The following is a 14886-nucleotide window of genomic DNA, read 5'->3' on the forward strand; positions in this document are numbered from 1 at the left end:
ACTAGTTTTCCAGCAGATCCAGCGTTTCCGAAATGAACCTGGACATACTGGCTCCTGGAGTGATGTCGCCGAAGTAACGCTCAATCAGAGCGTTACGTTCGGCGTCTTCCATTTCCAGCGCCTGGTGAATTAGCTCTGCCGCATTCCCAGCCTGTAATGAATCCAGGCTGGGCAGTTGCTCCAGCGCCGGTGAGTCCGCCACGACAGCCTCGGGCGACACCGGAGTAGTAATAAAAATGGGCTTCCCTGTGGCAAGGAAATCGTAGGCAACGGCGGATATATCTGTAATACACGCGTCAGCCTTAGACCACTGCCAACCCCAATGCGCGGTGTCGTCAAAAAGCAGCCGACCCGCTGCATCAGGGTTTTCAGCCGATAGTTTTTCTCGGATCCGCGCAACGTCAGCACCGTATTCTTCTACGTTGACCCCGGACCGTGGGTGAGGGCGGAAAATGACGTTGAAGCCGCCGTCGGCAATCAGTGATTCAATAATTTTGACGCCGTGACTTGTTACCGAGCCATAATTCATGGAGGGTCGGTCACCCTCCCATGTAGGGGCGTACAGCACGGTGGGCAGCTTGGAATTCAATGAATAGGGAGCCAGATACTCTGCGTCTATCTGTGGACGTCCCACTAGACGGGTGCGCGATTCGGAGTCGTAGTTACGCAAATTTTTTGCTAGTCGGTCCCGGGCCGCCCTGCCAGCACCGAAGACGTAATCATAAGACTTCAGCTGATTAGACCACATGTAGGCTTTTTCGCTTTCGCCATGACAGATGAAAACATGGTTAGGTTCGTTGAATCGAATCATCTGGAAGTTCTTGATGTTCTGATTGACGTAAAACACGACATCGATACGTTGTGAATCTACTAACGCCTCAACGTCTCCGATTGTTGGTGCAAGATGAACCGGTAAAGGACATTCTTCGGATAGCGCCAATGCTGTTCCAGGCTGGCGAGCAATCACGACTACCGGAACTGACTGCGCCAGCTGCTGCAACGGCGCATACCACTGGCGCAATTGATAAGCGTTGACCATTTCGTCTGCAAAGTACAGACCGACTCGGTAACGTTGCTCGCCTTGTGGCAGGTGGAATAGATGCTTAGCGTGACGGTTTACTTGAGAGCGTTGTTGCTGCGCAACCAGACGTTTTTTTGCATAGTCAACTGCACTGGCCAAGACTGGTAAAGCACGCATAAGAACCCTTAGTGATGATGAAAGCTGAGTCAATCCTATGCGTGTGATCTATTGTTTATCCAAAAGACATGCCTTGGAGCAGGGGCGTTCAACTTCCGCCTTGGGCTATCCGTACGATAAAGTGTGTTCAGTGCAACAATGAATCTTCATGCGTGGAACGGTTTTCAGTTTGGGAACTAGGCTCCGCGCACGCTAAGATGAAATGTCGGACTATGTTTAAGTAGGAGTCATCATTAGCGGTAAGCGTTCTGATCGATCGTCACACGGCGAACTCGATCGCAAGTCGCCATTGGTTATATCAGCCATGGAGCTCGGTCGTGCACCAGGATCCATGAGGACTCTCAACGAGCAAGTCCCGGCACCCGCAGATGTGGGTAACGCACTCATTGGTATTCGTGGAGGATCTGAGGTTTCCTTAGATCTTCGCCTTGAAGCTGTACACGAGGGCATTTTGGTATCCGGCATCGCCACGGTGGAAATCGCTGGCGAATGTGGACGGTGCCTTAATCCCATCGGGTTCAAGTACGGGGCTGATATTCAGGAACTCTTCTACTATGAAGATAGTGATGAATTCGAAGAAGATGATGATGTAGATCAGTATTGGGTTATCGGTGACCACATGGACATCGATCCGGTATTGCGGAACGCAGTGGGAACTGTCCTGCCGTTTCAGCCGGTATGCCGGGACGATTGTTTAGGACTTTGCAATGAATGCGGAGCCAACCTAAATGATGATCCTGAGCACCACCACGAGGTAGTTGATCCTCGTTGGGCAGCGCTTGCGCAGTTGTCCGAGGCCGCCACAGAAGATGTGGCAACAGACAAAACGTCAGACGAGAGAGAAGAGAAGTAGTCGTGGCTGTTCCAAAGCGGAAGATGTCCCGTGCGAATACTCGTGCCCGCCGTGCACAGTGGAAGGCTACCGCGCCGAGCTTGGTGAAAACCATGGAAAACGGTCGCGTTACCTACAGCCTGCCTCACCAGGCAAAGGTTGTCACTGACTCAGCAGGTACCGAGTTGTTCCTTGAATACAAGGGCCGCAAGGTAGCAGACGTCTAAGACATGTCTTCTAAAGAAGAACTTTTGAAGCGTCTCGGAATCAACTTAGATTCCGAGACGCTTCATCTTTCATTGACCCACCGTTCGTATTCATACGAGAACGGTGGCATACCCACAAATGAGCGCCTTGAATTCCTCGGTGATTCCATTTTGGGATTCTGCGTTGCAGAACATCTTTATAAGAGCTCCCCGGATCTGGCTGAGGGTGACCTCGCGAAGCGCCGCGCTGCAGTAGTCAGTACACGCGCATTGGCCAGCATCGCCCGTGAGCTTGAAATCGGTAAACATATTCTTTTGGGACGTGGTGAAAGCCAGTCCAACGGTGCAGATAAATCTTCCATCCTTGCTGACACCATGGAAGCACTCATTGGTGCTGTCTACCTGTCCCACGGCATGGACGAAGCGCGCCAGATGGTCATGCGCTTTATCGGACCGCTTCTTTCGGATCCCCAGTTGCTCGGCGCTGCCACCGATTGGAAAACCGTCATTCAAGAAGAAGTCGCTGCGGCTAAAAATGGTGAAATGCGTTATGCGGTCACCGGCTCAGGCCCAGACCATGCACGCTCCTACGTGGCCGAACTTCTCATTGCAGATAAGGTCTATGGCACCGGCACGGGTCCTTCTAAGAAGGAAGCCGAACAAGAAGCTGCACGTAATACCTGGAATATGCTTCACCCTGGTGAAGACCTCCCATCAAGTTAAAGTTGCACCATGCCTGAACTACCTGAAGTTGAAGTTGTACGAGTCGGACTCGACAAGTGGGTTAGAACCCGATTAGTCGAATCCGTTCAGGTGCTGGATCCGCGTTCGGTTCGGCGGCACACCGACGGTGCTCAAGACTTTGAAGAAACGCTTACTGGCTGCACGCTGAGATCAGTAGTGCGCCGTGGCAAATTTCTCTGGATGGATCTCGAAGGATTGCCAGAACCTACCGCACTCGTAGCGCACCTTGGGATGAGCGGGCAACTCCTTGTAGAAGAACCCGAAGCTCCGGACGAAAAGCACCTCAAGGTGCGCCTATCGCTTGCCCAGCGGCTCGATGCTCCGAACGAACTTCGTTTTGTTGATCAGCGTATTTTCGGCGGAATGTTCCTCTCCCCATTGATTCTTACTACGGACGGATACCCGGGCGGAGCAGGTAGTGAGCAGCCATTGATCGCGCAGGCGGCATCACACATCGCCCGCGATGTCTTGGACCCACATAGAGATCCCAACGATTTGTACTTGGCGCTACGTAAGCGCTCCATAGATTTGAAGCGTGCCATTCTTGATCAAGGAATTATTTCCGGCGTTGGGAACATCTACGCTGATGAAGCTTTGTGGCAGGCAGGCCTCTCTGGGCTACGAAATACGGCTACTATAAGGCGCCCAGAAGTTACACGACTGGACGAGGCGCTTGTGGATGTGATGACCCGGGCACTGGAAGCGGGCGGAACAAGCTTTGACTCGTTATATGTCAACGTCAACGGCGCCAGTGGCTACTTCTCCCGGTCGCTCAATGCCTACGGGCGCGAAGGCAAAAAATGTCTACGGTGCGCGAATAGCGGCCGTGAATCGCTCATCCGACGTGACCCATTTATGGGACGGTCATCATACAGTTGCCCGGTGTGCCAACCGAGGCCTCGGCGACGTCGCTGAGCATCTAACGGAGTGTTAGGCAAATTCTGCGAGCACTGATTCGTTATAGGGTGCCCAAGCGTCCACTGCCCACTGACCGAAGTTCTTATCTGTCAATGTGACGCACGCAAGCCGGTTTTCCGGATCCACCCAGAGGAATGTACCGGACTGGCCGAAGTGTCCAAAGGTGCTTGCTGGGTGGTTCTGACCGGTCCAGTGCGGATTCTTGGTTGAGCGGATCTCGAATCCCAGGCCCCAATCGTTCGGGTTTTGACGGCCGAAGCCAGGGAGGATACCCGCGAGGTTTTCGTAATGCACCTGGGTGGCATCTTGCATGGTTTCTGCCGCGACTAGCGTGGGGTTGAGAAGCTCTGCAGCAAATATTGAAAGGTCTTCCGCATTCGAACGACCATCCTTGGCGCAGCTGCCGGCAATCTCGGTATTGCTCATACCAAGGGGCGTAAAAACGGCCTCTTGCGCGTATTCCGAGAAGCTCATACCGGTTTCTTTTTCAAGATGTTCGGCCAGGACTTCAAAACCGGTATTTGAATATCCCCGCTTAGTTCCTACCGCGTAGCGGATGGTTTTCGAGTCAAAGTCGTATCCAGCTGTATGCGCAAGTAGGTGGTGCACCGTTGAGCCATCCGGGCCCGCTGGATCTTCCAACGTTATTGCTTCTTCTTCAAGTGCAATGAGGAATGCATAAGTGCTCAACAGCTTGGTAACGGAGGCCAACGGATAAACACGCTTGGTATCACCATGCTCGGCCACAACTGCGCCGTCCCCGTTGATGACTACGGATACCGCGTTATCTACAGGCCACTGCTCAATCTGGGCTAAAACGCTCATGGTTAGACCAATCCCTCATTATTCGTTCTCGTGATTGCGAGCGGGAATCACCCAATCGTGGCCTCGCTTCGCTAGAATTACGAGCAGGAATTGGGTAGCTTTCCCTTGACCAACCATATCTACACTTGACCAAACATAGGAACTTTACGCCGTGCATCTGAAGACTCTCACCGTTCGCGGATTCAAGTCTTTTGCTTCGGCGACCACCTTTGAATTCGAACCTGGCGTGACCGCAGTGGTAGGCCCGAACGGTTCAGGAAAGTCCAACGTCGTGGATGCGCTTGCCTGGGTCATGGGGGAGCAGGGGGCCAAGACACTTCGCGGCGGCAAGATGGAAGACGTCATTTTTGCTGGTACCTCTGGCCGGGCGCCTCTAGGCCGTGCGCATGTATCGCTGACCATCGATAACGCTGATGGAAAGCTACCTATTGACTATGCAGAAGTCACCATCTCCAGAACATTGTTCCGTGCAGGTGGCTCAGAATACGCCATCAACGGCTCTTCGTGCAGACTGCTCGATATCCAAGAACTCCTCTCGGACTCCGGACTCGGCCGGGAAATGCATGTCATTGTCGGTCAGGGCCAGCTAGATAAAATCTTGCACGCCACCGCCGAAGACCGCCGGGGGTTTATCGAAGAAGCAGCCGGCGTTCTCAAGCACCGCCGGCGCAAGGAAAAGACCCTGCGCAAGCTTCAAGGCATGCAAGGAAATTTGGACCGTCTAGAAGACTTGAGCTCCGAGGTTCGCAGGCAACTGGCACCACTAGGGCGCCAGGCAAAGATTGCCCGCCGCGCTCAAAGTGTTCAGCTGGATGTACGTGACGCAAAAGCCCGGCTGCTGGCCGATGATCTTGTGTCCCTGAACAACAAGCTTGCCCAGGACATTGATGATGAGACAAAAATCCAAGCCCGTCAGCAGGAGACCAGCCAGCGCCTGGAACATGTGAAAAAGCATGTGTCTCAGCTCAGTGATGACGTTGAACTGCTTGCCCCGCGGCTGAACCTGGTCAATGAAACCTGGGTGTCGCTGACCACTCAAGGGGAGCGTTTCCGCTCCTTGGCTGCGCTTGCACGTGAACGCGGAAAGCTCCTGGAAGGAAACCAAACCCATTTTGACTCCAGCCGTGATCCGGAGCGGCTCGAGGCACAAGCTGAACGCCTAGCCGAAGAACTTGAAGAGCTTGAAGAGTCAGTTGAGGACCGCCACGAAATTCTCGCTGAAGCCATCGAGGACAAGGAACAGGCAGAGGAGCAAGCTCGAGCCGAGCAACAACGCATGGCGGCCCTGCTACGCGCTGCGGCTGACCGGCGTGAGGGCATGTCGCGTCTGGCCTCCCAAGTGGCATCGGCACGAAGCCGCGTGGATGTGACGCGCGCAGAAATCGCCCGTCTGCAAGATGGGTTGCGCTCCTTTGATGCGGACTTAGAAGCTGACGCACGATCGCATACCGAGCTTTCGGCAGAACTTGACCAGCACCTGGCCATGGAATCCACATTGAATGAGGAATTTGAGCGGGCCGAGAAGGAATTTCTTCGGCTATCCCAAGCACAGTCGGAGACTGCGGGACGTGAACGGGAACTATCGGTCCAAATCTCCGGGCTGAAGGCACGCCTCGATGCCTTGCGGCTGAACACCAAACAAGATGATCATTCTGTGCAGATCATTGAGCAGGCTCCCGAAGCAATTTTGGGCCGCCTAGGGGAACTCATTTCCGTTTCGGCAGGATATGAACAAGCAATCTCCGCAATTCTGCGCGAATCCGCTGAAGCGCTCGTTGCGCGCGACCAAGAGTCTGCTCTGCTGCTGCTTAAATCGTTGGCCACTGAGCGCGCCACTCATGCAAGCTTTGTACACGCATCCGTGACGAGCTCGGAAGCGAGCACCGTCAAAGTTTCCGGTATTTCGGCGCGAGAGGTTGTCACCGCTGATCCACTGCTCAATGATCTGCTTGATGTGCTCTTCGCACATCACTATGTGGTGCAGCACCTCGACGAAGCTACAGAACTGCTGCACGCTGATCCCAAGGCGCAGATCACTACCCTGGACGGAGCTACAGTATCCGCTCTACGCAGCTCCGTAGGCGATACGGCCGGGGCTTCGCTCATTGCCCAGCAGGCGCTGGTGGAGCAAACGTCGTTAGAACTATCTGCAGCAAACAGCGAACTAAGCGAATGCGAGAGCCAGTTAGCCCAGCGTGCCCCGGTGCTTTCGGAAGCGCAGCAAGCCTATGAAGAGGCTCAGGGCGCACTAGCCGAGTCTGACGCCAGCATTGATGAGATCTCAACCTACCTGGCAAAACTGGGCCAGAAGCTGCATACAGCCCGCGCAGACAAAGAAGCGTTGGCCCAGCGGATACACTTGACCGGCGAAAAACTTGAGATTGAACAAGAATCTTTTGAAGAAATTACCGAGCGTATGGAGATGGCCTCCGTGGACCAGGACGAGGACTCGGTAGATGATGCCGGGCGTGCGGCCTTGGCAGACGCGGCTGCAGCGGCCCGCCAGCGTGAGCTGGAAGCCCGGCTGGCGCTTCGTAGCAGCGAGGAGCGTGTAAGTGCTCTTCGTTCCCGTGTAGAGGGACTACGCAGAACTGCGGCCGCCGAACGCAGCCACCGTGAGGTAGCGGCGCGCAGAGCAGAGGATCGCCGCACCCAAGCAGCGAACGCACAACGCGTGGAGCAGGCAGCCGAGCGGGTCTTAAAATTCATTGAAATTTCAGTGGACATTGCCGCGCAAGAACGAGAAACACTCACCGGCAAGCAACGTGAGCTGGACCAGCTGCTCTCCAGCCAGCGTACCCAGGCAGAACAACTCACCGCAGAACTCGCGCGGTTATCCGACGCGGTACACCGGGACGAGATGGCGCGTGCAGAATTGCGGCTTCGCATTGAATCTTTGGAAACGAAGTCCTTGGAAGATCTCGGATTCACTGCGGATCACTTGATTGCACACTTTGGTCCGGACCAGCTGATTCCCGAAGACGTTGATCCTGAAGATCGATGGGCCGAACTTCATCAGAATGTTGATGACGAGGGCAACATCATCGGAACCAAACCATTTGACCGAGTCGAGCAGGAAAAGCGCCTGAAAAAAGCTGAGCGGGACTTAGCGGCTCTTGGCAAGGTCAACCCGTTGGCGCTGGAAGAATTTGCGGCTTTAGAAGAACGCCACAAATTCCTCAGCGGTCAGCTGGAAGACCTGAAAAAGTCGCGCAATGATCTGCAGCAGATCATCAAGGATGTGGACGCCCACGTGGAGCGGGTCTTCACCGAGGCGTACAACGACACCGCCGTGCAGTTCAAAAGAATTTTTGAGCGTCTGTTCCCCGGGGGAGAAGGACAGCTTGTCCTCACCGACCCGGAGAACATGCTAACCACGGGCATCGAGGTGGAAGCTCGTCCCGCAGGCAAGCGGATCAAGCGATTGTCGTTGCTCTCCGGTGGTGAACGCTCTTTGACAGCCGTTGCACTGCTAGTTGCCATCTTCAAGGCGCGTCCTTCACCGTTCTACGTGATGGACGAGGTGGAAGCAGCACTGGATGACGTGAACTTAGGCCGCCTGATCACGATCTTCGAAGAGCTGCGCGAAGCATCTCAGCTTATTGTGATCACCCATCAGAAGAAGACCATGGAAGTCGCTGACGCGCTGTACGGCGTGACCATGCGCGGCGATGGAGTCTCCACGGTGATTAGCCAGAAACTCAGCAGAGCAGAATAGAATTCAGGCCGGGCCGCTTTAAGCTGGCCCGACCTGACACAGCAGGGGCTAGGACTTCCGAGTCACCGGAATCGACTCAGGGCGCTGAGCACCCTTGAACACATTCTGGTAGCTATTTGGCAAGTGTCCTATATCGAGTGCACGCACGCCAAGATCAGCTAGCTTCGAAGCCAGAATTGTTCCGCTCGGTCCTAGTGCGATAAGAACCATGTCTGCGTTTGTATCACTAAGCGTGTCGGTTAGACGAGTTAGATCCGAGTAGGCATCTACGGATTTGGAAAGAACCATCTCATGGCCAGCGAGGTTGTCGAAGAGTTCAGGGATCAGCTCAAAACGGGAATCGGCACCGGTCACGAAGACAACTTTTTTGCCTTCCCACACCTTGCGCCACAGCCGCACCGCTTCGTCGCCGAGAACGGAGAACGCTTGTGGCCGGGTCATATGTGCATTGGCGAAGGACTGCGAAGAGATGACTAGCTCTTTCAGATTTGGCCACAGTTCCTGATAGACGCCGGACCAATGCGCATCTCGGAACAACTGCGGGAATCCGATGAGCAAGTTTTCATTGTCACTCGTGAAAACCTCACGCAATGCGGCTTGCAGATCCGGCGAATTGGGCTGAAAGCGGAGATTAAAATCGCTCAACTGCATGAGCCGGAATTCTCCATCACCGAATCGTGCCAGAGACTTATCCGTGGTCGCCAGGACATTGAGCGATTCTCTGAGCGACATGACCTGGCGGGAATGAAAGGCGGAGACGGCCTGCATGATATCTGAGGTGGCAGATAACCGAATGGTTTCCAATTCACGTTTTTGTGATTTTAGTTCGCCGTGGATCTGCCGAAGGATCTTCTCAATATCCTTGGTGTCGGTCGACTGATTTTCAATGGAAACAGGGATGGGTTTTCCATTGACCAATTTAACATTGAAAACACGGTCGGCAGCCTTTTTGAGTTTTTCTAACATGTAGATCCTCCGAAATTAGAAATCTTGCAACCGATCGTGGTGGCAGTGGTCAACTCAAGTATTGCAGGGTTTGGCACGATTCATTACACCATGGGCCTCACTCAAGGCTTGGAACATCCAAGGAACCCAAAAAAACTAGGAAGTGCAGGTGAGTTCAAAGAACTTATCCTCGATATTCCGAGGAATAACAGTTCACTGAAGAATTTGACGTTGCATCCATGTTGTCAAGGATTGTAGTGCGTCCTGAATAGGAGAAAGGCCCGAAGGGATGAACCCCTCCGAGCCTTTCTGAGCAAGCTAGCTGCGCGAGCGATCAGCAGATATTCTGCTGGCCATTCTTCTTGTATGCGACTGTCTCGTCCAAGACCACGGGCCCGCCAAGCAGGACATTAGTCCAACCCTTCATGGAGCGCATGGCACTGGCTACTGATGATGGCATGCAATTCTTCTTCGTCAGCAGCATTGGAGCGTCATTGTACGAGGCAATTACCGCACCGGTGAGGCCATCACGGAAGTCGTCAGCCGTAGCAATAAACTGGCGCTGGGAACCCTTAGGCCAGAAAGTCTTTGCAATCAGTGCGCTGGTGTCATATCGCGTCGCGCCCTCGTAGCGGATGACCTTGGCGTTCGGAACTGCCGCGCGGACCTGGCGTTCGGCCTTCGCAGAAATTGCCAGTGGCCCACCTGCCATGTAAACACGCGTTGGCTTCAGGCGTTTTAATTCGCGAATCGTTGCCGCTGGAACTTCAGCCTTTTTGGTCAGCAGCATCGGGGCTTCCCTCCCCGAGGCTACGGCTGCCAGAGACATCGCATCTTCAAACCGCTGACCGGTCGCCAAGAACACCTCGTTAGAGGATCTCCAAGTCCTGGAGATCTTTGCGCTGGTGTCGTAGAGGCTAGGACCCCAAACGCGGGATACCGGGCCGTAGGATTTTATCTTCTTGACGGTTGACTCGCTGATAGCGCTCGGACCGCCGAGGACAATAATTTTCTTCGGCTTCAGACGCTTCAACTCTGCAGCCACCGAGGAAGGCAGCGAATCTTTCCTTGTCAGCAAGAGTGGCCCATTGTTACGTGAGGCCATTGGCGAGCCAGCAAGAGCATCAGGGAAACGTTCACCCGAGGTAACCACCACGGTGGAAGCAGTCCTGGGGAAAGTACGCTTGGAAATCGCTACCGGAGTATCAAACCAACGCTGCCCGTAAAGCCGTACCGGGTCTAAACGAGCTGGCCAGACATCCATATCACCCAAGTACGAGGTCACCATCTTATAGGGGGTACTACGCGTATTCTTTGCGAAATCCTTCAGCGACGTCAGATTGCCGTTCCAAACGTTGGCATCCACATTTTTTGAATTACCAATGAGGTTTGAGTTCGAGGAATACTGCCATACGTTGAAGGTCTCCCAGCCTTCGGGAAGTTCGCGTGGATTCTTGGTTGAGGTATCAGAAGTCGGGAATACCGACACATGCAGCGGCCAGTACTTGAACGCCTCGGAATCACCGGTGCACTGATCCCACCAAGACTGTGCGGTATAGATCATCGGCAGCCGGCCCGTGCTGGCCTTGACGGTGTTGCCAAAGTCCTTGATCCAGTTCACCATCTGCGCCGGGCTCATGCCGTAGCAGACATCGCCTTGACCCTGTGGGTAGGCAGTCTTTTTATATGGATTCCACTCGATATCCAGCAGTGGGGGCATGGTCTTGCCATCAGCAGTCCACCCTCCACCGTTAGCCAGGAATTCCTTGGCTTGAGCAGCTCCACTGGAATGCGCTGGCATCGCAAAGTGGTAGGCACCGCGAATGACCCCCGCAGAACCAGACGCAGCGTAGTTAGCGTTGAACTGCGGATCTTTGAATAAGGACGAAGGCCACGACTGCGTGGCCTTGATGTAGCCAAAACGTGCCCCGTTGTTATAGGCCTGTTTCCAATCAACTGTCCCTTGGTGATGAGAAACGTCAATGCCCAAAGTTCCCGGTGGACGCCAGGTGCGAAGTTCATCAAGTGAGCCCGGTACGGCAAGATCCAGATTCGGCTCGGTGTCAGTGGCTACTTCTTGTGCGAGAGTAGCTAGTTCAGCCAGCGTCGGAGCCGTTGGATCTCCAGACTCGTCAATGCGCTTTTGGCCTTGGCCCATGGTGGCGTCGATGAAATCTTTGTCTAGTGCATCCAGCGCCAAAGAGGCCAAGGAAATTCTTTCCTTGGCCGAGAGATCAGTTTTCTGAGCTAGTCCGTCTTCAATGGCCTTTGCCGCGGAACCAGCAACACTTAGCGTGCTCGCTGGATCAGAAGTCTGCGGTGCTTCCGGGTTGCTGGACCCAGCGGGAGACGGACTCGCTGCAGCGGAGCTAGAAAGACTAGGCGCTGTTTCCTTGGCGGGTGACGCCATAGCGGGCGCGGTGGCTGCCAGCGGCAGGACCAGCGCGGCCCCGAGCGATAACGCGAGCAGGCGTCTGCCTGCATAGCGGTTTTCAGGCATGAAATCTCCTGTGAAGAATTACGAGTGTGAGCGGTGATTCTTCACAGTATATAAAGGCCAGTCAAGAAAGTCCCATTGGTGGTCGAAAGACGACGAGATCCAACGGCTATTTTCCTTGGACCGTCGGCTCAGGCTCTACTGCGACGGGACGAATTGTTTTTGGTACCAGGAGCCATGCGACCACGCCAATCAAACACACCGCACCCGAAGCGCTCAACGCTACCTGGTAGCTGATGGCATCTGCCATTGCTCCGGCAATGAGTGGGCCGATAATTGCTCCAAGATCTGTAAACATCTGGAAGCCTGCCAGTGCCTTGCCGCCATTTCGGCCCGAACCAATGACATCTGCCACGGCGGCCTGCTGGGCAGGACCCAGAATGCCGCCACCAAAACCAGCCAGCACCGAAAAGATGATAAACCCGGTCAGCGAGGTGAAGTAACCCATGGCCACAATCGAGCCGAGAAGGACCACCATGCCCACCAGGATAGGGATCTTGCGCCCAATCGAATCGGTCAGTTTTCCGGAGAAAGTCAGTGCAATGCCATTGCCCACGGCGAAGATTGCCAAGGAGATACCGGCAACTTTCGGGCCGAGGTCTTCCCCGAAGACTGCAAGAGCAAACAGCGGGATCATGCTGGTGCGGATACCAAAGGCCAGCCAGCCATAGCTGAAACCGGAAGCCAACGCCGCACGGTAAGCCGGCGAACTCAGTGCTTCGCGAGTGGTGACTACCTCTACCGCTGACATTGCGCCGGACTTCGTTGGATCCTTGTCCAAGTCGCGCCGGCGTCCCAAAGCAAAATAGACCACGGCGGCCGCGATCACTAGCGCGGTACCGTAAATGACAAAGGGGATGCGCATGCCAAAGGGAGCCAGCAGGCTGCCTAGCACCGGGCCAATGACGTTGCCCAGCAGGAATGATCCGGCATACATGCCAGAGATGCGGCCCCGTGATTCATTGGGTGCCAGCCGGGCAATGAGCGCCATCGCCGAGATTGTGAACATGGTGGAACCAAAGCCACCGAGTCCACGGGCAATGAGCAGCTGGGTGTAGTCCTGGACCACGGCACATAGCAGCGTGGACACCGCCACCAGCAGCACGCCGGTGACGTATATGCGCGGTTCGCCTAGTTTCCCCACCAGGATTCCTGCTACCGGGGCAAAGATGAGCCGGGTGAAGGCAAAGATAGAGACAATCACGCTGGCCGCTGCGGCGCCCACATCAAAACTCACTGCATATTGCGGAAGGATCGGTGCAATCAGCCCAAAACCGAGGGCAATGATGAAGGCCGCCACCAGAAGGATTGCTATTTCACGCGGGATGGGAGGGCGTGGCTTAGACGAACGTTGACGCTGCATGATGACCGTTTCCTTACCGTGGAAGCACGGTAAGGAAGGACCTTTCTCTAGAACTGCAAATCTCTTGGCAAGAACGCCACCGCAAGTCTATGCTCTCTGGGCTTACTCGTCTTCAACTGGTGATTGAGGACTCGGAAGGTGCCCAGCAGTATGGGCCAGAGCATACTATGAGAGAATTTCACTCGTGACCGATTCGCTATTACTTACCATTATCATTGTCGCGGTCATCGCCGTGGTGGCCATTGCTGTCATCGCGTTCGTGGCCAAGGGGCGCAAGCCCAAGACTCCGTACACCTCCGAGCGCGACGCAGATGATTCTCCATCTAGCGCCGCAGGTACCGAACCGGGCGAGACCCCGGCCGCTGGGCAGTCCCCAGACGGCACGGTACTGACCGAAGAACCTCCGGTAGAGCCAGCGGCCCCCGCCGCACCGGCACTGGATGTTCCAGAGCCAGTCCAAGGGCGCCTTGCCCGTCTGCGCGCTCGCCTGACCAAGTCGAACAACATGTTCTCCAAGGGCCTGCTGGCCCTGCTCAGCCAAGACTCAATTGATGAGGATGTCTGGGAAGAAATCGAAGAGACGCTGCTGCTGGCGGATCTTGGTACCGAACCTGCCCTTGAACTAGTTGACGCACTGCGTGAACGCGTGAAAATTGAAGGCAGCCGGGACCCGCTGAAGGTGAAGGCAATGCTCCGCGAGGAGCTGCTGAAGCTCGTGGATCCGACCCTGGACCGCAGCTACCTGCCTGAACCACACGCGGACCGCCCAAGCATCATCATGGTGGTTGGTGTTAATGGTGTCGGCAAAACGACCACCATCGGCAAGCTGGCTCGTGTACTGGTTGCTGAAGACAAAGACGTGCTGCTCGGTGCGGCTGACACCTTCCGTGCGGCAGCCGCAGAACAGCTGGCCACCTGGGGAGACCGTGTCGGTGTGCCAACCGTGCGCTCGCACATCGATGGCGCAGACCCAGCCTCGGTAGCTTTTGAAGCCGTATCTGCTGGCATTGACCAGGAAGTCGACATTGTTATGATCGACACCGCCGGACGCCTGCAGAACAAGGTCGGCCTGATGGATGAGCTGGGCAAGATCAAGCGTGTTGTTGAGAAAAAAGCAGCCATTGACGAAGTCCTGCTGGTCTTGGATGCCACCACCGGCCAGAACGGCTTGGCTCAGGCCAAGGTGTTCTCCGAGGTAGTCAACGTGTCGGGCATCGTGCTGACCAAACTAGATGGCACCGCCAAGGGCGGAATCGTCGTAGCCATCCAGCGTCAGCTGGGTGTACCGGTGAAGCTTGTTGGTCTAGGAGAGGGCCCAGATGACCTTGCGCCGTTTGATCCTGAAGCATTCGTAGACGCACTGCTCGAAGGCTAATCTTTTCGGCGGTTCTCAAAAGGCATCCGTGCCAGGCGCTCCTAACGGCGCGTGGCCCGGATGCTTTTTTATTCACAATCGCATCCCGCCTCAAACTCCCGCCGGGTGACCTAAAAGCCGGAGCGCATCGGTGGAAAGTAGTGATCCTCAGAGCGGTTGGAAGGAGCTGAGCGTTGCAGTCAACTGTAATCGGTGCACATGCATTCTGAATGCTGAGAATTCAATCACAGTCCAACAAGACTACGTTGACGAAATAATTCGGAAT

At 55.0% G+C, this 14886-nt stretch carries 11 protein-coding genes; 6 read left to right on the forward strand and 5 right to left on the reverse strand.

Annotation, left to right across the window (positions count from 1 at the left end; translation table 11 throughout):
- Position 1 precedes the first annotated feature (1 nt).
- Complete coding sequence (locus VJ369_RS01970; protein WP_324090470.1) at positions 2–1198, reverse strand: CDP-glycerol glycerophosphotransferase family protein; 1197 nt, start codon at positions 1196–1198, stop codon at positions 2–4.
- A gap of 331 nt (positions 1199–1529) precedes the next feature.
- On the opposite strand from VJ369_RS01970, the gene VJ369_RS01975 reads away from it, so the two are divergent.
- From VJ369_RS01975 to mutM, 4 genes are read left to right on the forward strand one after another with little or no spacing between them, the layout of a single operon-like run.
- Positions 1530–2051, forward strand: a complete 522-nt coding sequence (locus VJ369_RS01975; protein WP_096255359.1) for a YceD family protein — start codon at positions 1530–1532, stop codon at positions 2049–2051.
- A 2-nt stretch (positions 2052–2053) separates the two neighbouring features.
- A complete protein-coding gene (gene rpmF / locus VJ369_RS01980; RefSeq protein ID WP_096255361.1) occupies positions 2054–2257 on the forward strand; it encodes a 50S ribosomal protein L32 in 204 nt (67 codons plus the stop codon).
- Positions 2258–2260: 3 nt separating this feature from the next.
- A complete protein-coding gene (rnc, locus tag VJ369_RS01985) occupies positions 2261–2959 on the forward strand; it encodes a ribonuclease III (RefSeq protein WP_324090471.1) in 699 nt (232 codons plus the stop codon).
- Positions 2960–2968: 9 nt separating this feature from the next.
- Positions 2969–3895: a bifunctional DNA-formamidopyrimidine glycosylase/DNA-(apurinic or apyrimidinic site) lyase gene (gene mutM / locus VJ369_RS01990; RefSeq protein WP_324090472.1), complete on the forward strand. Its 927-nt coding sequence runs from the start codon at positions 2969–2971 to the stop codon at positions 3893–3895.
- A gap of 15 nt (positions 3896–3910) precedes the next feature.
- Here mutM and VJ369_RS01995 read toward each other — a convergent pair whose 3' ends face one another.
- Positions 3911–4723 carry a serine hydrolase domain-containing protein gene (locus VJ369_RS01995; RefSeq protein ID WP_324090473.1) on the reverse strand — a complete coding sequence of 271 codons (813 nt, stop codon included), beginning with the start codon at positions 4721–4723 and terminating at the stop codon, positions 3911–3913.
- Positions 4724–4874: 151 nt separating this feature from the next.
- On the opposite strand from VJ369_RS01995, the gene smc reads away from it, so the two are divergent.
- The gene (gene smc / locus VJ369_RS02000; protein WP_324090474.1) at positions 4875–8441 is read left to right on the forward strand and encodes a chromosome segregation protein SMC; all 3567 of its coding nucleotides are present in this window, start codon (positions 4875–4877) and stop codon (positions 8439–8441) included.
- A gap of 48 nt (positions 8442–8489) precedes the next feature.
- Here the strand turns inward: smc and VJ369_RS02005 are convergent, their stop codons facing one another.
- The 3 genes from VJ369_RS02005 to VJ369_RS02015 form a co-directional block, all read right to left on the reverse strand.
- On the reverse strand, positions 8490–9407 hold the full coding sequence (locus VJ369_RS02005) for a GT-D fold domain-containing glycosyltransferase (protein ID WP_324090475.1): 918 nt from the start codon (positions 9405–9407) through the stop codon (positions 8490–8492).
- 313 nt (positions 9408–9720) lie between these two features.
- On the reverse strand, positions 9721–11886 hold the full coding sequence (locus VJ369_RS02010; protein WP_324090476.1) for a cell wall-binding repeat-containing protein: 2166 nt from the start codon (positions 11884–11886) through the stop codon (positions 9721–9723).
- A gap of 106 nt (positions 11887–11992) precedes the next feature.
- Positions 11993–13246, reverse strand: a complete 1254-nt coding sequence (locus VJ369_RS02015) for an MFS transporter (protein ID WP_324090477.1) — start codon at positions 13244–13246, stop codon at positions 11993–11995.
- Between the two features lie 184 nt (positions 13247–13430).
- Between VJ369_RS02015 and ftsY the strand changes: the two genes are divergently transcribed.
- On the forward strand, positions 13431–14621 hold the full coding sequence (ftsY, locus tag VJ369_RS02020; protein WP_324090478.1) for a signal recognition particle-docking protein FtsY: 1191 nt from the start codon (positions 13431–13433) through the stop codon (positions 14619–14621).
- The last annotated feature ends 265 nt before the right edge of the window (positions 14622–14886 follow it).

The sequence above is a fragment of the Glutamicibacter sp. genome, from assembly GCF_035257265.1.
In the GTDB taxonomy this organism is placed as follows: Bacteria; Actinomycetota; Actinomycetes; order Actinomycetales; family Micrococcaceae; genus Glutamicibacter.

What these genes read in the sequence shown, in the direction of transcription:
- VJ369_RS01995 (WP_324090473.1), bottom strand. Translation starts at nt 4,723, where the DNA reads ATGAGCGTTTTAGCCCAGATTGAGCAGTGGCCTGTAGATAACGCGGTA.
- VJ369_RS01970 (WP_324090470.1), bottom strand. Translation starts at nt 1,198, where the DNA reads ATGCGTGCTTTACCAGTCTTGGCCAGTGCAGTTGACTATGCAAAAAAA.
- VJ369_RS02005 (WP_324090475.1), bottom strand. Translation starts at nt 9,407, where the DNA reads ATGTTAGAAAAACTCAAAAAGGCTGCCGACCGTGTTTTCAATGTTAAA.
- mutM (WP_324090472.1), top strand. Translation starts at nt 2,969, where the DNA reads ATGCCTGAACTACCTGAAGTTGAAGTTGTACGAGTCGGACTCGACAAG.
- VJ369_RS02015 (WP_324090477.1), bottom strand. Translation starts at nt 13,246, where the DNA reads ATGCAGCGTCAACGTTCGTCTAAGCCACGCCCTCCCATCCCGCGTGAA.
- rnc (WP_324090471.1), top strand. Translation starts at nt 2,261, where the DNA reads ATGTCTTCTAAAGAAGAACTTTTGAAGCGTCTCGGAATCAACTTAGAT.
- VJ369_RS01975 (WP_096255359.1), top strand. Translation starts at nt 1,530, where the DNA reads ATGAGGACTCTCAACGAGCAAGTCCCGGCACCCGCAGATGTGGGTAAC.
- VJ369_RS02010 (WP_324090476.1), bottom strand. Translation starts at nt 11,886, where the DNA reads ATGCCTGAAAACCGCTATGCAGGCAGACGCCTGCTCGCGTTATCGCTC.